13 protein-coding genes are annotated in these 21,482 nt (G+C 74.0%); 5 read left to right on the forward strand and 8 right to left on the reverse strand.

The features are described from left to right. Nucleotides 1-5 precede the first annotated feature (5 nt). Together AB0Q90_RS11145 and AB0Q90_RS11150 are read right to left on the reverse strand one after the other, a co-directional pair. Complete coding sequence (locus AB0Q90_RS11145) at nucleotides 6-1,262, reverse strand: hypothetical protein (protein ID WP_363160399.1); 1,257 nt, start codon at nucleotides 1,260-1,262, stop codon at nucleotides 6-8. A gap of 48 nt (nucleotides 1,263-1,310) precedes the next feature. Further along, entirely contained in the window at nucleotides 1,311-1,925 is a 615-nt protein-coding gene (locus tag AB0Q90_RS11150; protein ID WP_363160400.1) for a dihydrofolate reductase family protein, read from the reverse strand. A 249-nt stretch (nucleotides 1,926-2,174) separates the two neighbouring features. Between AB0Q90_RS11150 and AB0Q90_RS11155 the strand changes: the two genes are divergently transcribed. The 4 genes from AB0Q90_RS11155 to AB0Q90_RS11170 all read left to right on the forward strand — a co-directional run bounded on the left by AB0Q90_RS11155 (nucleotide 2,175) and on the right by AB0Q90_RS11170 (nucleotide 6,416). Next, the gene (locus tag AB0Q90_RS11155) at nucleotides 2,175-3,158 is read left to right on the forward strand and encodes an alpha/beta hydrolase (protein WP_363160401.1); all 984 of its coding nucleotides are present in this window, start codon (nucleotides 2,175-2,177) and stop codon (nucleotides 3,156-3,158) included. 83 nt (nucleotides 3,159-3,241) lie between these two features. Then, nucleotides 3,242-4,138 carry a methylenetetrahydrofolate reductase gene (locus AB0Q90_RS11160; RefSeq protein WP_363160402.1) on the forward strand — a complete coding sequence of 299 codons (897 nt, stop codon included), beginning with the start codon at nucleotides 3,242-3,244 and terminating at the stop codon, nucleotides 4,136-4,138. Nucleotides 4,139-4,286: 148 nt separating this feature from the next. Then, complete coding sequence (locus AB0Q90_RS11165; RefSeq protein ID WP_363160403.1) at nucleotides 4,287-4,577, forward strand: DUF6355 family natural product biosynthesis protein; 291 nt, start codon at nucleotides 4,287-4,289, stop codon at nucleotides 4,575-4,577. Between the two features lie 288 nt (nucleotides 4,578-4,865). Then, a complete protein-coding gene (locus tag AB0Q90_RS11170; RefSeq protein WP_363160404.1) occupies nucleotides 4,866-6,416 on the forward strand; it encodes an MFS transporter in 1,551 nt (516 codons plus the stop codon). Nucleotides 6,417-6,462: 46 nt separating this feature from the next. Here the strand turns inward: AB0Q90_RS11170 and AB0Q90_RS11175 are convergent, their stop codons facing one another. Beyond that, nucleotides 6,463-7,515, reverse strand: a complete 1,053-nt coding sequence (locus AB0Q90_RS11175; protein WP_363160405.1) for an LUD domain-containing protein — start codon at nucleotides 7,513-7,515, stop codon at nucleotides 6,463-6,465. A gap of 160 nt (nucleotides 7,516-7,675) precedes the next feature. Between AB0Q90_RS11175 and sigJ the strand changes: the two genes are divergently transcribed. Next, nucleotides 7,676-8,614, forward strand: a complete 939-nt coding sequence (gene sigJ, locus AB0Q90_RS11180) for an RNA polymerase sigma factor SigJ (RefSeq protein WP_363160406.1) — start codon at nucleotides 7,676-7,678, stop codon at nucleotides 8,612-8,614. 81 nt (nucleotides 8,615-8,695) lie between these two features. On the opposite strand, the gene AB0Q90_RS11185 is transcribed toward sigJ, so the two are convergent. From AB0Q90_RS11185 to AB0Q90_RS11205, 5 genes are all read right to left on the reverse strand, one after another. After that, entirely contained in the window at nucleotides 8,696-10,807 is a 2,112-nt protein-coding gene (locus tag AB0Q90_RS11185) for a hypothetical protein (protein WP_363160407.1), read from the reverse strand. Then, nucleotides 10,804-14,310 (reverse strand): DUF5682 family protein, encoded by a 3,507-nt coding sequence (locus AB0Q90_RS11190; RefSeq protein WP_363160408.1) that lies wholly within the window; start codon nucleotides 14,308-14,310, stop codon nucleotides 10,804-10,806. The genes AB0Q90_RS11185 and AB0Q90_RS11190 overlap by 4 nt, the downstream gene beginning before the upstream one ends. A gap of 5 nt (nucleotides 14,311-14,315) precedes the next feature. Continuing rightward, nucleotides 14,316-15,485 carry an AAA family ATPase gene (locus AB0Q90_RS11195; protein ID WP_363160409.1) on the reverse strand — a complete coding sequence of 390 codons (1,170 nt, stop codon included), beginning with the start codon at nucleotides 15,483-15,485 and terminating at the stop codon, nucleotides 14,316-14,318. A 106-nt stretch (nucleotides 15,486-15,591) separates the two neighbouring features. Further along, nucleotides 15,592-20,574, reverse strand: a complete 4,983-nt coding sequence (locus AB0Q90_RS11200; RefSeq protein ID WP_363160410.1) for a hypothetical protein — start codon at nucleotides 20,572-20,574, stop codon at nucleotides 15,592-15,594. Further along, nucleotides 20,571-21,425: a DUF4132 domain-containing protein gene (locus tag AB0Q90_RS11205; RefSeq protein ID WP_363160411.1), complete on the reverse strand. Its 855-nt coding sequence runs from the start codon at nucleotides 21,423-21,425 to the stop codon at nucleotides 20,571-20,573. The genes AB0Q90_RS11200 and AB0Q90_RS11205 overlap by 4 nt, the downstream gene beginning before the upstream one ends. Between the last annotated feature and the right edge of the window lie 57 nt (nucleotides 21,426-21,482).

Below are 21,482 nucleotides of genomic sequence, written 5' to 3' on the forward strand. Positions count from 1 at the left end.
AGCCGTCATTTCCCCTGTTCTCGTGCGTTGTTGATGGCCGCTTGAAGTTGCAGCCAGGTCGGGTCCGCCGAGGTCGCGGTGGTCACCGACTCCAGGTCGTCCGGCTCCCAGGTGCGGGATCCGTCGGTCATGACCAGGTGGGTCTCCAAGTCACCGCCGTCGACGGGGATCTCGGAGGTGGCGGAGAGGAAGGCCGCGACCGTGGTCGGCGACGGCTCGCCCTCCGCGGTCCGGGCAGCGCCCACGGACAGCAGGAGCAGCTCGCTGTCACCGCTCGCGAGGGTCAACTGGCCTGTCGGCATGGCGCACAGCCCGGTCACGGGGGAGCCGGCCAGGACGTCGTGCTCGACCGCCTGCTGACCGGCGACGTCGAGTTCGACGAGCGTCCCGGTCGGTGTTCCGACCCAGAGCACGCCGGGTCGGGCGCCGAACGCGATGTTGTGACGCGACCAGGAGCGCATCTCGTCGAGCCACTCCTGCGGGTAGGGGTAACCGGGGCTGGGTTCGCCGAGGGTCGTCGCCAGAACGCGGTGCAGGGAGGGGAACTCGAACACTTCCAGGGTGTTGCCGTAGGCGTTGCCCCGGATCGCGAGGTGGCGTCCGTCCGCGCTGAAGACCGGTGTCTCGTAGCCGTCGACGTCCAGGACCAGGGCCCGGCGCAGCACGCGCATGGCGGCGGGCTCGCTCTCGTGGTCGACCCGTGCGAAGAGTGCGAGCGTCGCGCCCTGGTCGCTGTGGAGCGTGGTCACCAGCCCTCCGGCCGGGTGCTCCGCGACCCCGGTGTCCCAGCGCGGGCCGGTGGTGACGGTTCCCGAAGCGGGGTCGATGACGTCGGAGTTCTCCCAGGCGTTGTCGTCGTCGCGTGAGGACGGCGCCGCCCACAGCGTCCTGCCGCTCGGGCTGAAGGCCAGGTCGCGGTAGCGGGCGGTGGGCGGGGGGCCTTCCAGGTCGGTGAGTCCGACGGGCGTCCAGCGCACCACCTTGCCCTCGTAGGCCGCCACGAGCAGCGGCTGGTGCGGATGCCACGCCACGGCCGGTGTGCGGGTGAACCGCTCCCACCCGAAGGCATCGCCGTAGACCTCCGACTCGGCGCCGACGGTCCCCAGTTCGCGCAACTGCCCGTCTGCGCAGTCCCAGATGTGCACCGCCGGACGCTGCGAGTCCAGGCCGGCGAGCAGAGGAAGCCGCGGATGGCACACCAGCCGCTCGACCGGATGTCCGCCACCGACTGGCACCCGCGCCACGATCTCGACCTCAGTCACGCCGACACCGTACGTCCGAGCGGGTCCGCCTCGGTGAGCAGGGTCGGGTCAGTGCGCGAAGCGGTACTTCAGGTGGGTGGCGAGGGGCGTGTCGACCACCCTGACCGGCTGGAGGGCGCGCGGTCCGAGGCCCGGTCCCTCGAAGAGCCGCAGCCCCGCTCCGAGGAGCGCGGGCACGACGTGCAGTTGCAGCTCGTCGATCAGCCCCTCCCTGAGGTACTGCCGCACCGTGCTCGCACCGCCCGCGATGTCGACGTTCCGGTCCCCGGCGGCGGCCCTGGCCCGGACCAGGGCGCTGTGGATGCCGTCGGTGACGAAGGTGAACGTGGTGCCGCCCTCCTTGACCAGGGTCGGCCGGGGGCGGTGGGTGAGCACGAACACCGGCGTCCGGAACGGAGGGTTCTCGCCCCAGAACTCCTCGCCCGTGTCGTACATCATCCGGCCCATCACCACCGCCCCGGTGGCGTCGAACCACTCGCGCATCAGCTCGGAGTCGCGGTTCTCCGCACCCCCGCTCATCCCCTGGCGCTCCCGCCAGCTCGCCAGATGGTGAATCCACTCGAAGAGCGGCTCGGCGCCGTTGCCTCCCGGGTTGTCGAGGGTGACATCGGTGCCGGCGATGTAGCCGTCGAGGGAGATGGCCAGGTCCGCGGTTACCTTCATGACGGGGTGCTCCTGTGGTCGGGGGCGGTGGTCCCGGGGGCGGGGTGCTTCACTCTTGCGTCGATCGGGGAGCGGCGTATTCGACACTCAGGCGGCACCGAATAGGCGGGGAGCAAGTCCGACTGTCAGACCCCGTCAACGTCGTGCGCCCGCCTTTACCGCCGCTTGCCGAACCGGCAACAACCCTCGCCCCCGGCGTCCCCGCCCCTGCACGATCGAGGTCACCCCGTACGACGCCCGGGAGGATCCATGCCAGTGACGACCGTCGCCGATTTCACTCACCGTCTCGTGCCCTCGCCCGCCGGTCGGATCCATCTGGTGGAGCAGGGCAGCGGGCCGCTCGTCGTGCTCGTGCACGGCTTTCCGGAGTCCTGGTACTCCTGGCGGCACCAGCTGCCCGCGCTGGCCGCGGCCGGGTACCGGGCGGTGGCCGTGGATGTGCGCGGGTACGGGCGCTCCTCGCGGCCCGCGGCCGTCGAGGCCTACCGGGTGCTCGAACTGGTGGAGGACTGCGTCGCCGTCGTGCACGCCCTGGGCGAGGAGTCCGCGGTGATCGTCGGGCACGACTGGGGTGCGCACATCGCCGCCACCTCGGCCCTGCTCCGGCCCGAAGTCTTCCGGGCGGTCGGACTGCTGAGCGTGCCGTACACCCCGCCCGGCGGACCCAAGCCCAGCGAGGTCTTCGCGCAGATGGGCGGGGAGGAGTTCTACGTCTCCTACTTCCAGGAGCCCGGGCGGGCCGAGACGGAGATCGAACCCGATGTGCGCGGCTGGCTCGCGGGGTTCTACGCCGCTCTGTCGGCCGACACGATGCCGGGGCCGGACGCACCGGCGCCGCACTTCGTCGGTCGCGGCGGGACCCTGCGGGACCGGTTCCCCGTAGGCCGGAAGCCGCAGTGGCTGAGCGAGGACGTGCTGGACGTCTACGCCGCCGAGTTCGAGCGGACCGGTATGACGGGGGCGCTGGCGCGCTACCGGAACATGGACCGGGACTGGGCGGACCTGGCCGGTCACGCGGGCGCGCCCCTCGTGCAGCCGTCGCTGTTCGTGGGCGGGGCGCTCGACGCCGCCACCAGCTGGCTGGCCGACGCGATCGCGGCGTATCCGAGCACGCTGCCCGGGCTGGTCTCCTCGCACATCCTCGACGGCTGCGGTCACTGGATCCAGCAGGAACGCCCCGAGGACGTCAACCGGATCCTCACCGAGTGGCTGGCCGCGATTCCGGTGTCCTGACCGGCGGGCCCCCTTGAGCGGGTCACCGCTCGGACCACGTACGCTCTACCGCCGCGACGCCCGAGCCGACCCACTGGAGCACGATGAACCCCGCCTGCCCGGCCCCTACGGCGGCAGACACCCTGCTGCTGGAGGACTTCTCCCTCGAAATGACCGGCAAGGACGTCACACGGCTGGAGGAGGCCCAGGACGTCATCCCGTCCGGCACTCGCGTCAACGTGACCTTCCTGGGCAACGAGGACCTCGCGATGCGCCTCGCGGCCGCCCGGGCGGTGAAGCGGCTCGGCTTCGTCCCCGTGCCGCACATCTCCGCCCGGCGCCTCGCCTCACGGGCCGACCTCGAAGCCTTCCTCGACGGCCTGTGCGCCGACGGCACCGCGGAGAACGTCTTCGTCGTCGGCGGCGACCCCGCCACCCCCGAGGGCCCCTTCCCCGACGCGCTCTCCGTCATCCGCACCGGACTGCTCCAGCGCTACGGCGTCCGGCACGCCGGAGTCTGCGGCTACCCGGAAGGCCACCCGGCCATCCCGGACGCCACCCTGTGGTCGGCGCTCCGGGACAAGCACGCCGCCCTGGAGCGGGGCGGGCTGGGCGGCGGCGTCATCACCCAGTTCGGCTTCGACGTCGATCCCGTCCTCGCCTGGGTCGAGGACGTACGCGAGCGGGGCGTGGACCTGCCGGTCCGCATCGGTGTCCCCGGGCCCGCCGGGGTGCGCCGGCTGATGACCTACGCGGCCCGCTTCGGCGTCGGCACCAGCGCCTCCGTAGCCCGGAAGTACGGCTTCTCCCTGACCAACCTCATCGGCACCGCCGGCCCCGACCGGTTCCTCCAGGAGCTCGCCGCACGGTACGACCCCGCCCGGCACGGTGAACTGAAGCTGCACTTCTACACGTTCGGCGGGATCAGGGCCACGGCGGAGTGGGTCGCCCGGTACGGGCTGGAGGCGCGACGCGCTGCCGCTTCGCCGAAGATCAACTGATCGGCGCAGCGGTAAATCGATCCGCCGGGTGAATGAGCCGCGGCTTGATCAACTCGGCGGCGCGCAGCCGCGATCCTGGGGCGGCATTGATCAACGGATCGGCAGCAAACTGCAGTTCAGCCGGTCCTCAACCGCTCAGGAGTCCCCCTTGCGTGCTCGTCGTATCGTGACCGCCGCCCTCGGTTCCGCCGCCCTCGTCCTCACCTCCTTCGGCGCCGTCACCGCGACCGCCGGCCCGGCCGCCGCGGATCCCTGCGGCTTCTACGAGACCAGCGCCGACGCCTACTACCGCCACTGCACCGATGACGGCTCACGGGTCGTCATCAAGGTCGAGGTCGCGTGGGCGCCCGACTACGAGCGGTGTGCGGCTCCGGGCACGACCTGGCTGGGCTCCGCCGACAAGATCCAGGGCGCGTACTACGTCGGTCGCACCTGCTGATTCGGTGACAGGGGCGGGGGAGTCGGGTCCGGCCGGCTTCCCCGCTTCGGCGTTCGCCCAGCAGATGTTCTGCCGGCTTGTGCGGCAGGGCGTGACGAGGAGCGATGTGGTAAGCGCTTTCCGTGGTGGGTCGTGAGCGGGCCAACGGCCTTCCGGGCCGTCAAGACGTGCCGTTGATCGAGTGGTGACGGCCTGGCTGCGGGCGTACCTTCGAACGGTGAACCTCCGGTGGACGCGACCGTTCACTGACTTCTCGCGAGGGCACGGCCCCCGAGAGTGCGAGCCACTATGAGCAGCAGCCCGCAGCCCACATCCCCGCAGACCACCGCCCAGGAGAACGGCGGCGGCGGAAACGGGATGGCCCTTTTCGTCATCGCCTCGTGCCAGTTGATGGTGGTCCTGGACATCACCATCGTGAACATCGCGCTGCCGCAGATCCAGCGCTCCCTGGACTTCTCCACCACCAGCCTGTCGTGGGTGGTCAACGCCTACACCCTGACCTTCGGCGGACTGCTGCTGCTCGGCGGCCGGGCCGGCGACATCCTGGGCCGGCGGCGGGTGTTCATCTTCGGCGTGCTGCTCTTCGTACTCGCCTCCCTGCTCGGCGGACTGGCCCAGAACGAGGCCCAACTCCTCGCCGCGCGCGCCCTCCAGGGCGTCGGCGGCGCCATCGCCTCCCCGACCTCCCTCGCCCTGATCAGCACCACCTTCCGCGAAGGACCGGAGCGCAACCGGGCGTTCGGGGTGTTCGCCGCGGTCTCGGCGGGCGGCGGCGCGATCGGGCTGCTGGCCGGCGGCATCCTCGTCGAATGGCTCAACTGGCGGTGGGTGCTCTTCGTCAACGTCCCCATCGGACTGCTCATCGCCCTCGCCACACCCCGCTGGATCAAGGAGTCCGAACGCCACCCCGGACACTTCGACATCACCGGCGCGCTCACCTCCACCGCGGGCATGGTGCTCCTGGTGTACGGCTTCATCCGGGCCGCGCAGGACGGCTGGCGGGACCCGCTCACGCTGGCCTCGTTCGCCGCGGCCGTCGTCATTCTCACCGTGTTCGTCCTGGTGGAACGGCGGTCCGTCCAGCCCATCACACCCCTGCACATGTTCGCCGACCGCAACCGTGCCGGCACCTACGGCATCATGCTGTGCCTGGCCGCCGCGATCTTCGGCATGTTCTTCTTCCTCACCCTCTTCGTGCAGAACGTGCTGGACTTCAGCCCCTTGCAGGCCGGGCTCGCCTTCCTGCCGGTCAGCGCGGTCATCGCGATCGGCGCCGGGCTGGCGTCGAAGTTCCTGCCCACGTACGGGCCCAAGCCCTTCATGGTGGTCGGCGCGATCCTCGCGGCGACCGGGCTGAGCTGGCTGACCCTGACGGACGTCCACTCCACCTACGCCGGCAGCGTGCTCGGGCCGATGCTCGTCTTCAGCCTGGGCATGGGCATGGAGTTCGTCTCGCTCACGCTGATGGCGCTGTCCAACGTCCCCGTCCGGGAGACCGGCGCCGCCTCCGGCCTCCTCAACGCCACCCAGCAGGTCGGCGGTTCGCTCGGACTGTCCATCCTGGTCACGATGTTCGGCACGGCCAGCACCAACGAGGCGGAGAAACAGATCCCCCGCTTCCTGGCCCAGGCGACCCCGGCGGAACGCCTGCGCTTCGAACGCACCGGGGAACTGCCACGGCCCTGGGCCGACGAGGTGCTCACCGCCGGCGTCTCCGCCGCCTTCGTCATGGCGGCGATCTTCACCCTCGTCGCCGCCGTGATCGCCATCCTCGTCATCCAGGTCCGGCCCTCCGACCTGGAACGCCTCAAGGGGGACGGGGTGCCGGGGGTGGGGTGAGGCGGGGTACCTCGCTTTAAGCGGCACAGGGCCGTGGCGAAGCCGGTCAGTAACCGATGGCCTCTCGCAGGAGCAGCACGGTGCCGCGCCCGGGGCGGGGTTCCGCGTTGAGGACGAGCAGGCGGTTGACGGCGCTGGGCATCCCGTACACAGCCTGGGCGCGGGCGTTCTCCAGCGGGAGGGCATGCTCCTCGACGCGGCGCAGCGCTGTGCTCAGGTCGGGCACCACCTTCTGCGCTCCGACGATCCAGACCGCGTGGGCGGCGCCGCCCGCATTGGCAGGGAGCTGGCTGCCACTGCCCGAGGCGAGGACGAGCGAGCCGGTCTCGGTGACCGCGGCGACGCTGTTGACGACGAAGTCGGGGCTCGCGACCAGCCTTCGGATCTCGTCGGCGCCGGTGGCCCGGTCGATGGCCAGGATGCGCGGCCTGATGGCGTCGTACTGGCCACCGGCGTTGATGTCCTCGTCGATGCCGGACAGCCGGAGGGTCTCGCTGGCTCCGGTGAGCACGCCGGCGCCCTCGGGGATCAGGTCCTTGATGCGGGCGCGCGCCTCCGCCGCGTCGTCGAGGATCTCGGCGGCGAAGCCGTTGGCACGCAACGCGGCGGCCACCCGCTCCAGTTGTTCGGCCGAGGCCGCTTCGGTGAAGGAGGCGGCCGTGGCGCTGGGCGCCGTGCCCGCCAGCGGGGAAGCGTCGAGGTACCTGACCTCGTACACCCGCTCGGCGAACTTCCAGCCTTCCTCGGTGCGCTGGTAACGGTCGTGGTAGACCGCGTAGTTCAGACCCTCGCGCCCGTCGAGGGTGCGCGCGAGTTCTTGCATGTGGGCGCGGCCGGTCGCGGTGTCGCCGTCGAGCTGGATCGTGCCGGGGTGTGTGTTCTGCACGAAGAAGTCCCACTGGCTCTGCAGTCGTTCGCCCCCGGCGAGGATCTCCTCGCGGCCGATCTGCTCGACGGGGATGTTGGGCATGCGCAGGGCACCGTCCGCTGTGAACAGCGATGCCAGGCGGGGCCGGTCGCGCATCATCACCGCGTCGGTGAACTCGCCGCGCAGTGCCTCGATCTCGACGCGGTCCGCGATGGCCTGGAAGTCGTTCATGAAGGTTCCCTCTCGGTCTTGTTGTCGCCCCCACCGGTTCGACACCGTTACGACAACGCGGCGCTTCGAAATGTGAGGCGGCGGTCGGCCTTGCATTCCGGTGCGCTGTCTTGTCGTAACGGGTGGCGGCACAGAAGCGAGTGAGGGAGACGGCGAGACGATGACCACCACAGCCGAGACCGCAGACGATCAGAGCGATCCGGGCATCGGCGCGGTCATGAGCGAGCGGCGCCGGCTGATCAACCTCGGCTATCGACTCCTCGGGTCCCTTGCCGACGCCGAGGACGTCGTGCAGGAGACCTACGCCCGCTGGTACGCCCTGTCCGCACGGGAACAGCAGGCCATCGAATCGCCCGGAGCCTGGCTGACGACGGTCGCCGGCCGCATCTGCCTGAACCTGCTCGGCTCGGCCCGGGCCCGGCGGGAGACGTACGTGGGCGACTGGATCCCGGAACCGCTGCCCGAGCCCACGGAGTGGATCACCGGGCGCTCCGGCGCCGGCGGGACCGACCCGGCCGACCGGGTCACCCTCGACGAGTCGGTGACGATGGCATTCCTGGTCGTCCTCGACACCATGACCCCGGCCGAGCGCGTCGCGTTCGTCCTGCACGACGTCTTCCGCTACCCCTTCGGCGAGATCGCCGAGATCGTCGGCCGCAGTCCGGCGGCGTGCCGCCAACTGGCCTCGTCCGCCCGTCGGCGCATCCGCACCGCGCACAGCCCGGCGGGTCCGAGCACCGGGCAGGCCGGCATCGTCAGGCAGTTCAGAACGGCGTGGGAGGCCAAGGACATCGACGCCCTGATCAGCCTGCTCGACCCCGACGCCGTAGCGACCGCCGACGGCGGCGGGCTGGCCGTCACCCACCTGCACCCGATCGTGGGCAGTGAGCAGATCGCGCACGCCTACGCCGAGATCGCCCGTGTGTCGGGCGACCGCACCACGTTCTTGGAGCGCACGGTCAACGGCCTGCCCGGCCTGGTGGCCCAGCAGGACGGAAACCTTGCGACCGTGTTCGCCTTCGAGATCACGGGCGACCGGATCAGGCGCATCTGGGCGGTGAGAAACCCCGAGAAGCTGCGTTCCTGGCGGATCGGCTGAGAAACGGTCCGAGACACCGTAGCGATTGGTTCATCCCGGATCTGAGCACAAATATGCGAGGTCGCCATAGTCACACCCCGTTCATGGGCGCTCCGGCGCCGCTCCCCACGCTGCCGCGCACAGGGCCCGGTCCACCTCGGCCGTGTAGAGGGCGGCGGCGAGCCAGGCGCGGGCGAAACGGTCCAGGTCTGCCGGGACGAGGCGGCCGAAGACGTCACGGGTGCGGTCGGCGGCTGCCGCGTGCAGTTCGGCGAGGAGGTCGGCCGCCGTGCCGAGCCCCACTCCGCGCAGGCGTCGGCTGTCGGCGGTGCCGTCCCCGGGGAAGGCCAGCACTCGACGGCCGCCGGAGGCCGCCTGGTGGACGCGGCGGCGCAGGAGGTGCAAGGGGGCTTCGTCCGTGGCGGGCGGCACAGCGGCGGGCGCGGCGGGTGCCTCGGTGGGCAGGTCCGCGTGCTGGAGGCGGTCGAGTCCCAGGTCGAGCCGGGTCTCGGGGTCGGTGGGGTGACTGACCGCGAGGAGCAGGGCGCGGGCGTGCGCGGCCGGGGCGAGGCGTGCGACGACACGCAGCCGGCTGCCCCGGGCGGCGGCCAGCAGGCGCAGGTTGTCGCGGTGGGGGAGCGCCGGATGATCGTGGGCGGCGGCGAGCCGGACCGGCAGACCACCGCAGTCGGCGAGCAGACAGTCGCCCGCCGCCTCTCGCACCGTGCCGACGAGCGTGACGTCGAGGAAGAGCAGGTCGTGCTGCCCGTCCTCGGCGAGGGCGCGTGCGGCCTGGTCGGCGGCCGGCACCGCCCACAGCCGGTCCAATGGATCGGCGTGCCAGGCCGCCCCGGACGCGCGCACCGCCCGTACCTTTGCCCCCGCGCCGAGCCGGCCCGTCGGCGAGACGGTGGCCCCGGACACGGCCAGCCCGGCGCGCGACAGCTCCCGGTGGGACAGCGCCGTGTCACCGATGCGTACGGCACGGTCGGCCGCCCCCACCGCGCGGCCCGGCCCGCCCGGCGCCACGTCGGAGACCGTGTACAGGCGGCCCTCGGCGTCGGCGGTCCAGGTCACGGCACCCGCGTACCCGGTCGCCGTGAGGACGGGCTCGGAGAAGATGCCGTACACGCGCAGCGAGCCGTCCGGCGTGTACGGCTGCCGTACGCTGCCGCGCAGCGCGGCCAGTTCCGCGCCGCGCGCGTGCGGGATGCGGTGCGCGGAGCCGAGCACGTCACGGAGCGCGGCGACGAGCTCGGCGAGCCGGTACGACGGATCCGCGCCGCGGGCCGCGCGCAGACCGGTGACCACCGAGACCGCCGAGGCGGCCGCCCTGGGCAGCCCGGCCAGCCGCGCGGTGTGCGCCGCGCGCAGCAACTCCGCCTGGAGGACGGCTCCCGCGCCGTCGGTACCGGCATCGAGGACGGCGGCAGCGGCGGTGCGCAGGGCGTGGGCGGCGGTGTGTTGGGCGGGGGTTGGGGGCTCGGGCTCGGGGTCGGGGTGCGGCTTGGGTGGGGTGTTCGACGTGAGGGGGTCGGCGGGTGCGGCAATTGACGTGGGGGCCTTGGCGGGTTCGCCATTCGGCGTGGGGGCCTTGGCGGGGGAGTCGATTGGCGTGGGGGCCTTGGCGGGTGCGGAATCCGGCGCAAGGGCCTCGGCGGGTGCGGGATCCGGCGTAGCGGCCTTTGCGGGTGCGGCCTCGGTTGGGCCGGGTCGGTCGTCGGCCGCCCGTGCATCGACGGGGTTGGTTTCCGCGGCAGGGGCAGACGCAGTGTCCGACGCGTCAGCTGCCTCGCCGTCCTGCCCGTCGGCCGATTCCCCACCTGGCCCGGCGACTTGCTTCGTGCCCGGCTGTCCGCCCGCCCCCTCGCCCGGCAGCCCCTCGACCGGCTCCCCACCCGGCCCTACGTCCGGCACCTCTCCCAGCTCCCCCACCGGCGCCGCAGAAGCCGCCGCCGCGCGGTGCAGGCAGGCCGGGGCGAGCAGGCAGCCGCAGCGGATGGCGTCCGGGGTGGTCACCACCCCACTGGGGGCGTGGAGTTCGAGATCGGTGTCGGCGTCGACGGCGAGGCGTACGGTGTCGCCGTCGACGGTCAGCGGGTATCCGGACAGTTTGGCGATGCCGGCGTCCAGCCGCTTGCGCAGTCGGGGCGACAGGGCCTCGACCAGTTCGGCGGTCACGGACGGGGCGACCGGGGGAAGGCCCGGAGTCATGCGATCTTCTCTCCTACCCAGCGGGCGAGTTCGAGTGGACTGAGGGCAGCGACCGGCATGCCCGCCGCGACGAGCCGGCCCGCGACGCCGGTGGAGTACCGGGGGCGGCCCGCGTCGTCGAGGCTGGCGCAGCCCAGCACTTGGCAGCCGGCCCCGACCAGGGCGCGGACCTCGGCGAGCAGTCCGCCGAGGGGGTTGCCCTCCTCGAAGTCGCTGACCACCACGACGAGCGTGCGCGAGGGCACGGTGACGAGCTCGCGGGCGTGCCGCAGCCCGGCGGCGATGTGCGTGCCGCCGCCCACGCTGACCTCCAGCAGCAACGACAGCGGGTCGTCGACATGACCGGTCAGGTCGATGACCTCCGTGGAGAACGCCAGGAAGTGCGTGGACAGCGTCGGCACCCCGGCCAGTACCGACGCCGTGAGCGCGGCCCAGACCGTGGACGCCTCCATCGATCCCGACACGTCGGTGACCAGGATCAGCCGCCAGTCGGCGGCCCGTTTGGCGCGGGTACGGAAGACCGGGCGCTCCGGGATCACCTGGACCGTGCCGTCCGGGCCGCGCCGCGCGGTTGCCAGGTTGGCGCGCAGGGTGCGGGGCAGGTCCAGGCCGCCGCCCGGGCGGCGGCTGGGGCGGGGCAGTGCCGTGCCGTGCAGTGCCGGGCGCAGGCGGGTGGCCAGCTCCCGGGTCAGCGCGTCGACCAGGCGCCGGACGAGCGGACGCAGCGCGGCCAGCCGTGCCTCGGGCAGTCCGCCCGCATGGCGCAGCACCGTGCGCAACAGGTCCACCGAGGGCCGCACGCTGTCCGGGTCGAGTTCGGCGAACACATCGGTGCGGCCCGACGCGGCCGCCGCCGCGAGCACCTCCTCCCGGATGCCGGGTCCGAACAGAGCCGCCAGCTCCTCGGACCACTCCCGCGCACCGGGATACGGCGCCTCCCGGCCGCCGCCCGCCCCGGAGCCGGGCATGTCGCCCCTGCTCCCCTCGCCGCGTCCGCTGCCGTAGAGCTCGTCCAGCGCTGTGGCCAACCCCGCGGCGGACGGCGGCAGTCGGTCCGTACGGCGGCCCAGCACGAGGCGCCAGCGGTCGGCGGGGGCGAGGAGGTGGTCCTCGCGGGCGGCGGTGTCCGGGGAGTCGGGAGCCGGCGGGGGGTTGTCGTGGCCGGTCGGCGGCAGCAGCCCGAGTGTGCGGAGCATCGCGCGGGCCGTGAGGTCCGCGCGTGTCCAGGCGGCGAGGGCGGCGGGGTCTACGTCGCCGGTGTCGGCCAGGTGCGTGGTGTCCAGGCGTTCTTCCACGGCGGTGAGGAGGCGGTCGCGGGCCGCCGGGCTGAGCGTGTCGAAGCCTCCCCGCAGCGCCGGGAGCCGGTCGAGGAAGCCCCGGTCGGGCAGGCTCGCCACCCGGTCGAGGAGGGGCTCCAACGCGGCCGGGGCCGCCTCCAGGAGCGGTCCGGCGGCCGTCAGCACTCCGGCGAGGCGCGCGGTGAGCGCGGACCGGGAGGCGGGGTCGGTGGCCGAGTCGATCCAGGAGGCGACGCGGCCGCCGAGCGCCCCGGGCTCCTCGTGCCCGAGCAGCACGCGTACGGCACCGGCGGCGCCGCGCATCAGCGGGGAGCCGTCGGCGGCCAGCCGGGCCAGCGCGTCGGTGAGCCGAATGCCGCCCAACTCATCGGCTCGGTGGGCGAGTTCGAGCAGCGCGTGGGCGTCGGCGGGGTCCTCTGAGCCGGTGAGGCCGTCCACCTGGCGCACCGCGGCGGCGGTGAGCAGTTCGGCCACGGCGGCGGCCCGGGCGGTGCGGTCCTCGTCGGCGCCGAGCCCGGCGACATGACCGGACCGCAGCCGGTCCAACAGGGCCAGCCCGGCGAGGAGTTCGGGCAGTGTGCCGGCCTGGGGCAGGACATCGGCGAGGTCGGTGAGGCGCTCGTCGGCGAGCACCGGCAGACCGCACTGGGCCGCCTCCCGCAGACCTTGCAGGACCTGGGCGGCCGTGGACCCGCCCTCGTCCTGCTCCGCCCGCCGGCGCTCGCGCAGGACGCCCTCCGCGGCTTGCGCCGGGGTGACCCCGCGCACCCCGGCCGCGGTCAGCATGGCCTCCGTGGCCGGGGTCCAACGGGCCTCCCAGCGTGAGGTGAGCGCCTCGGCGCCGCCCGCGCCGGCCACGTCCTTGGCCTCGGCGTAGGGCACCGCGCACACCGTCAGGCGGCGCAGCAGCAGTTCCCGGCGGCGGTCCAGGTCCGAACGCAGGGGATCCAGACGCAGATCTCGGGTGGTGCCGCCGCTGTCCGGGCCGGGCAGGCCCAGGGCGGCGAGTTCCGTCTCCACCGCCGGAGCGAGACCGCTGCGCGGTGCGCCGGGGGCCGGACGGCCGCTGCGGGTACCGACGAGGACCCGCTCCATCGCCCGGGCCACCGCCCGCCCCCGCCCGTACGGTTCGCCCTGCGCGAGCACCGTCTGCACGGCCTCGACCAGCTCACCGCGGCCCGCGGCAGGTAGTCCGCGCAGCCGGGCCAGGTCCCCGGCCAGCCGGCTGATCTCCCGGGCGTCGGCGGGCCCGGACGGATGCCCGAGGGAACGCAGCTCCGCGCACACCTGCACGGCCGCCCGCGTCAACGCCTCCTCCAGCGCGGCCGGTTCCCCCGCCGCGCGCAGCACCATGTGCTGCCACTCCGGATCCCGGATCCCCGCCGGGTAGCCGGAGCGCTCGTCCAGGAGGGCGTAGGTGTACGGGATGAGGGAGGTCGCCCAATTACCGGGTTCCGCAGGTCTGTTGAGTGGGTTGCCCGGCCCGGGTTCCGCACTCTCGTCGAGCACGGTCCCGGGCTGCGCCACCAGCGCCGGGGCGTGGAAGGCGCCCACCAGCACGGCCGCCCGTTCCCCGTGCGCGGTGGCCGCGGCCAGGCATGTGCGCATCCAGCGTTCACGCCGCAGATCCAGCTCCGGCACACCGCCGGAGGCGGTCGCGTCCTCGCGCAGCGCCCAGCCCGTGAGCAGGGCCGCGCGGCGCAGTGCCTCGGGCGGGGAGCCCGGAGCGGTGGCCTCCACCAGGCGGTCCCACAGGTCGTCCCCGGGGCGGCCGGTGAGCCGGGCCCGCAGGGCGTCGGCGATGCCGGGACCGGCCGATGCCGCCGTGGCGGTGTGCCGCCCCTCGCCCCACGCCCGGTCGGCGAGCGGCAGGTCGCAGGCCACGACCGGCACTCCCCGCCGCGCGGCCCAGCGCACGGCGGCGAGTTCCGGCGAGAAGTCGGCGAAGGGGTAGAACGCCGGGCCGCCTCCGTTCCCCGGCGCGGCGGCGAGCGCCACCGGGGCCCGCGTCTCCTCGTGGCCGAGCCACGGCAGCCACTCCTGCAGCTCGCCGGGGAGTTCGACGAGCAGCACGTCCGGCTTCGCCTCGTCCAGCAGCGCGGGCACGGCGGCGGCCAGGGACGGCGCATGATGCCGTACGCCGATCAGATACGGCGCCGCCGGGCCGGTCAGGGCCGCCACGGCCTCGTCGGGGGTGAGGGGCACGGCGGTCAGCCCTCCAGCACCGTGCGCAGGTCCCACAGGGTGCGCCAGGTGGCGGAGCCCTGCTCGGCGCGGCGCCGGACCGGACCGTCCCAGTAGCCGCGCAGCCGGGCGGCGTCGGCGGGGTCGTCCTTGCGGACCACGCCGAGCAAATGCCCCGGCAGCAGCCCGAGCACGTCACGGTCGCCGGGGAAGTACGCCGCGGCGAGCCCCAGCGCGCCCGCGACGGACACGGCCTCCGCTGTGCTCATCACGGTGGACGGCCGCTCCACCTCCCAGCCCTCAGCGGACCGGCCCTCCCGCAGATCGCGGAACGCCGTCACCAGGGCCTCCAGTACGGCGTCGTCGACCTGGAAGGGCGCCCCGGCGCGCTCCACCGAGGCCCGTGCCTGGCTGCGCACGAGCGCGGTCTCGGCGTCGAGGTCCGCAATCGGGCCGACCGTCTCGAAGTTGAAGCGCCGCTTGAGCGCGGCGGACATCTCGGAGACGCCCTTGTCGCGCAGGTTGGCGGTGGCGATGAGGTTGAAGCCGGGCGCGGCGTGCGCCAACGCGTCCGCGCCGCCCGCCAGTTCCGGCACGGCGATGCGCCGCTCGGACAGCAGGGAGACCAGGGAGTCCTGCACCTCGGGCAGACAGCGGGTGACCTCCTCGACCCGGGCGATGGCGCCCCGGCCCATGGCGGTGAGGACGGGGGAGGGCACGAGCGCCTGCCGGCTGGGGCCCTGGGCCAGCAACAGGGCGTAGTTCCAGCCGTACTTGAGCTGGTCCTCGGTGGTGCCCGCGGTGCCCTGCACGACCAGGCCGCTGGTGCCGCACACGGCGGCCGACAGCAGCTCGGACAGCATGGACTTGGCGGTGCCGGGCTCGCCGACGAGCAGCAGGCCGCGCTCGCCGGCGAGGGTGACGACGCACCGCTCGACCAGCGCCCGGTCACCGACGAACTTGCCCGACACCACCAGCCGCCGCGGCACGCCGTCCGGCACCTCGGCGCCGTCGGGCAGCCGCAGCGCCTGGCCGCCGCTGCCCATGACGAACGTGACGACGGCACGCGGCGTGAGCCGCCACGCGGGCGGGCGCGGCCCGTCGTCGTACGCGGCGAGGAAGGCCAGCTCGGTGGCGTGCAGATCCTCGGGCGGGACGATCTGACGGACCGGGTCGGGGGCGAGGGCGGTGGTCATGGGCTGTGGGTCTTCCGGTCGGTCGGGCTGGGGGCGGGCGGAGGTGGTTGTCATCGGCGGCGGCCCTTCCCGGTCGCGTGCGTTCGGGGGCGGGCACAGGCGGTCGTCATCGGCGCCGCCCCTTCCGCGTCGCACGCGTCGTGAGTTCCTCGTACGCGGGTGCGTCCCCGTTCTGTACGCGCTCCCAGGCGCGGGCGAACAGTTCGGGCACCGGCAGCAGCGGTACGGCGCGCAGGCGTTCGTGGACCGGGTAGAGGCCCTCCTTCCAGGTCTCCACCGGCAGCGCGGCGCCCTTGAGGTCGCGCCAGCCGCCCGGCAGGAAGAGGGTGCGCCCGGCCCGCGCCCGCTTGGCCTCGACGACCAGGTCGGTCGCGGCCAGCTCGGTGCGGGCCTTCTTCAGCCGGGCGGGCTTCCAGCCGGTCCAGCGGGCGCAGTTGCGGTCCGTGGGGTCGGGCAGGGCCAGCAGCTGGAGGTAGAGCGCCGCCGCGTCCTCGCTCAGGCCGTGGGCGGCCGCGACCTCGGCGACCAGTGCGGGCGCGCCGACCGTCGGGTCCTGGGCGTAACCGGCGGGCCCCTCGGGGTCGGTGCCGGCGGCGAGGGTCCGGGCCAGGTCGTCGCCCAGGATCGTGCGCAGCGCCCGCAGACCGGCGCCCCGCAGGGGACCGACCAGCCCGTCCAGGAGCCCGAACACGGCGTCGTCGGGACCGGTGAGGCCGGCCGGGCGGACCACGGTGGCCTCCGAGTCGCCGTGCCACGGGCGCAGCACCAGCGCCTCGCCGGCGCTGGTCCGTCCGTAGGCGTCGCCGCCTCCGGTGGCCGGGAGGCCGTAGGCCTTGCGGATCTCGACGGCGGTCGGGCTGCCCTGCTCCGTCCACTCGACGTCGAGGTCGAGCAGCAGCCCCGGGTCGGCGACGCGGCGCCGCAGGGCGGCCAGGCCCTCGGGCAGGGCGGCGCGCAGGGGGTGGCCGTAGGGCAGGGCGTAGGCGAGCGAGGCCAGGGAGGCGACGGCGGTCACCAGGTCGCCCCTGGCGGGGAGCGCCTTGGGGTCCTCCGGGACGAGGGTGCCGTCCTTGTCGGGCCGCAGGACCGTGGTCCGGCTGATCCACGGGGTGCGTGCCGGGTTGAGCACGGCGTTCGCGGCCGTGCACGGCAGACCGGACAGGTCGGCCGCGACGTCCTCGGGCAGCCGGACCACCGAGCCGAGCCGCTCGGCCCACAGCCGGCCCGCCGCGGCGATGTCCGGCCCGGCCGTCCACAGCTCCGCGGGGTCGGCGGGCAGCAGCGCACCGAGGACGGCCCTGCGGTCCCGCCCGGACAGCGAGCCCAGCAGGCCGTTGGCCTGGTCCATCTGACGCGGCTTCAGGCCCAGCAGGGCGAGCGCGTCGGCGTCGCGGTCGTGCGGCTGGGCGGCGAGCAGCACGGTGGCCTGGAGCGGACCCAGCCCGCCCCGCGTCGCGGCGGCGAGCGCCTCCGGCGCCTCGGGCCGCCACGGCACCGCACCCTTGTCCCGGATCAGCCGGGCGGCGGCGGCGAGCCCGTCGTCGGCGGGGAACGCCGATCGGAAGCGGGTCTCCGTGTCCAGGACGAAGTGGGCGATCGCGCCGAACGCGCCGGAGGGGTCGTGGTCCAGGGCGAGCCAGAGCACCTGGCTGTGGGCGGTGTCGATGCGCTGACAGCCCAGGACGACGACGGTACGGCCGTCCCGGCGCAGCACCTGGCCCACACGCTGCTGGCCCTCGGCCGGTTCGGTCAGGACGATCTCGCGCAGCCCGCTGCCGGTCGCGGCGAGCGGTCCCTCGGCCAGGGCCTCGAACAGCAGCAGCAGCGCTTCCCGTTCGGTGTCGGGCACGGTCGGCATCGCGGCGCGGTAGGCAAGCGGGCGGAGCACGCCCAGCAGCGACGGCCAGATCGTGCCGATGCCCGGGATCGTGAGGTCGTCGCTGGTCCAGCCGTCGCCGAGCGGGGCCGGGCGTCCGCGCTCGGCGGGCAGCGGCTTGCCGTCGGCGGGGTGCCCGGACAGGACGTGGTTGACCGCCCGGATCTGGCGCAGCACGGTCCACCGGTGCTCGCCGCCCCATCCGCCCCACAGGCGTGCGATGCCGGCGGTGGCCTCGCGGATCGTCCGGTCGTCGCCGTGCTCGGGGCTGTAGTCGGCGAACATGCCCTCGGTGCGCCGCTTGTCCGGCTGCGCCCGTTCGACGGGCGGCGTCGCAAGGGCGGTGGCCGACTCGGTGAGGCGAAGTCCTGTGCGGACCAGGGCGGAGACGCCGATGAGCAGCCGCTCGTCGGTGATCTCGGGCAGGACCGATGCCACGGCCCGCCGGACGAACTCGTCGGCAGGGGCGATCCTGCCGCGGGCGTCGGCATCGGGGGCCGCGGCGTACTGGGCCTGACGCTCCGCCAGCGCCGCGGCCCCCGCCCGCAGCATCTCGGCCGCCCGCTCGTCGCTGAGCGCGCGCAGCACGGCCGACGCCCGCTCGTCACGCGGGCGCAGAACGTGCCAGTAGGGGATCGGCGGCACGAACCGGGTGCCGGCGGCGAAGTCGCTGCCCCGCTCGCCCAGCGTCACCCGGCCGAGCAGGCCGCCGTCGGAGGTGTCGTCGGCCGCGAACAGGCCGACGTGTCCGTCGACGAGCGCGGCGACGGGCTCGGCGCCCCCGGGCAGGCGCAGCGTGCCGAGCGGAATGGCCCGGGTGCGGCGCATGGTGACGGTACGGCCGTCCGGCGTGCCGGCGGTCCTGAGTGTCTCGTCGCCCTCCTTCTCGGTGCGCACCCAGCGCCCCAGTACCGTGCCGTCGGTGCCGAACGGGCTGTTCTCAAGGCCGGGTTGGAGGGGCAGGACCTCGCACACGGCGTGGTGCAGCGAAGCGTCCTCGCGCACGCCGCACTGGAGGAGGGCGGGCAGCGAGGCACGTCCGTGCGTGCCGGTCGCCGGGTCGTACTCCAGCCACACCTGCTGGGTGCCCTGCTTGCCCTGGCGCCAGTACGTGGTGCCGTCGCCGATGACCGCACGGCTCGGCGGCAGGACGGTGTCACCGGCGTGCAGGGTGCGGCCGCCGGTGGCCCGGCCGCCGCCGGGCAGCGGGATCGAGGGCAGGCCGACGTGGTTGCCGTACCAGTAGGTGAGCTGCTCGCCGCCGAGGGTGAACACCTGCGACGGCCGGGCGGACCAGTAGCCGAACTGCTTGCCCTCGTGCCGCCACATCACCAGCAGTTCGCCGTCGGTGTAGCGGAACTGCGGGCGGCTCCAGCGGTCCAGTTCCACGGGCAGCCGCAGATCGTGTTCGAGCAGCAGCTTCTCCGGGCCGACGACGAACACCTTGTGTCCCCGGGAGACGATCAGCGCGGGCCAGGCCTCGGTGACCACCAGGTCGTTGTGGTGGTCCTTGGGGCGGGTCTCGGCGTCCAGCAGCCGCAGCGCCTCGTCGAGGGCGGGCCAGCCCAGCTCGTCCATGACGCCCGCGCGCAGGGTGCGGCCGAGCAGCGGTGCGATCTCGCGGGCGGCGACCTCGGCGACGGCGTCGGCGGAGACCCGGAGGGCGACCGGCCGGAAGGGCCGCAGCCGGTCCAGGGCCGCGCGGGCACCGGGCAGCCCGGTCGCCCGGGTGAACTCCCCGGCCGTGTCGGCGAGCCACTCGCGCAGCACCTCGCCGAGCACCGGGTGCGCGGCGAGCGCCTCCAGCAGCTCGGAGGCGGCCCGGTCACCGCCGAGGGGGCCGACCGCCTCGTACAGCAGGCGCCGCAGCCGCGGGTCGGCGGCGGTGGCCGTCAGGTCGCGGCGGCCGGGACGGTCGTCGCGCAGCCAACGGTCCAGGCCCAGGTGGACGGGTGTGTCCGCGTCCGGGACCGACAGCGGGACGCCCTCGGCCGCGCACAGGTCCAGCAGGTCCAGGTCGGCGCCGGCGTGCCAGCGGCCGGTGAACAGGTCGACCGCCCGGCCGTCGGCGCGCAGCCGCGCCGTCATGCGCTCGACGAGCGCGAGGGTTTCGGGGGAGCGGTGGGACACGGATGCGCCGTGCTTGCGGTGGGTGGCCCAGCGGGTGAGCCAGTCCGCCGCGTCGACCCCGTCCGTCGCGGTGTCCTCGCCGGTCAGCAGGCGGTCGGCGCCGGTCTCCGCCAGGAGCGCCAGCCAGAACGCGTCGTCCTCGACGGAGCGGCCGAGACCGGCCGGCATGATCTCCAGCAGGCGTGCCCGCGCGGACGGCTGCTGTTCGGCGAGCACGGACAGCGTGCCCCGGTAGGCGTTCCAGAACGAGGCGGGGGCCCGGACCGCGGCCGGGGAGGCGATCAGGTCGGCGACCAGGGCGCACTCCTCGGTGACCCGGTTCAGACCGGCCGCCTTGATCAGGCTGCGGGCGTCCTGAGGCAGCGAGGCGTACGGCGGCATGCCGGCCGCGCAGCGCTCCACCGTCAGCTGCCGGTACTGCGCCCAGGCCTCGGCCGGGTCGAGCCGGCGGGCGAGGTCCTTGACATGCTCCTTGAGGGCCTTGACGGTCAGCGCCCCGGCGAAGGCGAACTCCAGGAACACCGCCCGCTGGCGGTCCTCGTCCACCGTGAGTGCGTGCACCCGCTCGGCCTCGCGCGCCTTGCCGAAGAAGGCCGCCGCGTACGTGGTGTTCTCGTGCTGGAGGAAGATCCGTGCCGCCTGCTCGTAGAACGTGGGCAGGAAGTGCGGGACCGCCCGGCCGAGCCGCTCGCCCAGGTCCTCGAAGCCCTCCTTGGCGGTGCCCGGACGGGACTTGGCCTGGCGGGCGAGCCGTTCGACGTCCTTGACCAGGGCCAGCGCGTGATGGCCGTTGGCCGGGTCGTTGACCAGCGCCCAGGCCGGGAAGCCGAGGGTCTCCCGGCGCACCTGGCCCACCTCGGGCGCCTCCGGCTCACGGGCCAGGCCGAGGAACTCAAGCGCCAGGTCCTCGGCCTCGCCGAGGGTGCCCGGCACCAGCCGGACCACGCGCCGCTCGGCCAGGGCGGGGTGGGCGTAGGTGCGGACGGTGAGGGTGTCGGCGTCCTCGCGGGTGGTGCTGCCCGGCGGCAGGACGGCGCCCGCCTCCAGCAGCGCGGCCGCGGTGGTCTCGTCGTAACGGCTCATGCGGCCTGCTCCTCGTCCTCGATGTCGCGCCCGGCGTACAGCGCGGCCGCCATGCGCATGCCCTCCGACCAGGCCACCGGCCCGACCTGACCGAGCCTCAGTGCCCGGCCCGCGCCGTCCGTCCAGGTCAGCGGTCCGGTCTCGGTGTCCATGTAGCTGTCGTAGTCACCGATCCAGACCCTGGCCTCGATGGCGCGGCCGTCCTCGCGCAGGGAGCAGACGGCGTCGCCGCCGCGGACGCGGTAGCCGAGCTGGGTGGCCCTGCCGTGCAGGAAGCGCAGCTCCTTGAACGTGCCGCCCGCGTACTCCTCGACGGCGCCGGCCTCGGGGTCGAGGCCGGCGGGGCGGTGCCACACCTCGCGGAAGAGCTGCTGAGCGCGCTGTTCGACGCCGAGTTCGACGGCGAACTCCCGCAGTTCCTCCAGGTCGTCGAGGAGCACCGGGTGCGGGAGGTGGACGAGTTCGGGGCTGATGCGCACGGTGTCGCCGTCGAGGTCGACCAGGCCAAGACCGCGGTCGGGGTCGGCGTCGCGGAGGAATCCGGCCACCTCACCGCCCGGTCCGGTGACGACGAGGTCGCGCAGGGCGCTCTGCCAGGACGGGTCGGGCCACACCCGGGTGAGGACGGCGAGCGGCACCGGCAGTGAGCGCACCATCCACCGCTCCACGTCGGTCAGGCACTGCCGTTCGTGCCGCTCCAGCCATTCGGCGAGCTGCTTGAGTCCCACCACCGCGGGATCGTCCGCGAGTTTGGCCGGTACGGACTTCAGCCGCCGCCCCGCCGCATTGCGGCACACCACTTTCCCGGCGTCCAGAGCGACTTCGTAGTCGCCGGCCGTCACCCACCCCACAGGTGCCTCCCCGCACTTCAGTGATCAAGTGACGGGAACTCTAGGGCAGGCCACTGA

This window comes from Streptomyces sp. NPDC079141, from assembly GCF_040686775.1.
GTDB lineage: Bacteria > Actinomycetota > Actinomycetes > Streptomycetales > Streptomycetaceae > Streptomyces.

What these genes read in the sequence shown, in the direction of transcription:
- AB0Q90_RS11185 (WP_363160407.1), bottom strand. Translation starts at nt 10,807, where the DNA reads ATGACTCCGGGCCTTCCCCCGGTCGCCCCGTCCGTGACCGCCGAACTG.
- AB0Q90_RS11175 (WP_363160405.1), bottom strand. Translation starts at nt 7,515, where the DNA reads ATGAACGACTTCCAGGCCATCGCGGACCGCGTCGAGATCGAGGCACTG.
- AB0Q90_RS11170 (WP_363160404.1), top strand. Translation starts at nt 4,866, where the DNA reads ATGAGCAGCAGCCCGCAGCCCACATCCCCGCAGACCACCGCCCAGGAG.
- AB0Q90_RS11160 (WP_363160402.1), top strand. Translation starts at nt 3,242, where the DNA reads ATGAACCCCGCCTGCCCGGCCCCTACGGCGGCAGACACCCTGCTGCTG.
- AB0Q90_RS11195 (WP_363160409.1), bottom strand. Translation starts at nt 15,485, where the DNA reads ATGACCACCGCCCTCGCCCCCGACCCGGTCCGTCAGATCGTCCCGCCC.
- AB0Q90_RS11200 (WP_363160410.1), bottom strand. Translation starts at nt 20,574, where the DNA reads ATGAGCCGTTACGACGAGACCACCGCGGCCGCGCTGCTGGAGGCGGGC.
- AB0Q90_RS11150 (WP_363160400.1), bottom strand. Translation starts at nt 1,925, where the DNA reads ATGAAGGTAACCGCGGACCTGGCCATCTCCCTCGACGGCTACATCGCC.
- sigJ (WP_363160406.1), top strand. Translation starts at nt 7,676, where the DNA reads ATGACCACCACAGCCGAGACCGCAGACGATCAGAGCGATCCGGGCATC.
- AB0Q90_RS11155 (WP_363160401.1), top strand. Translation starts at nt 2,175, where the DNA reads ATGCCAGTGACGACCGTCGCCGATTTCACTCACCGTCTCGTGCCCTCG.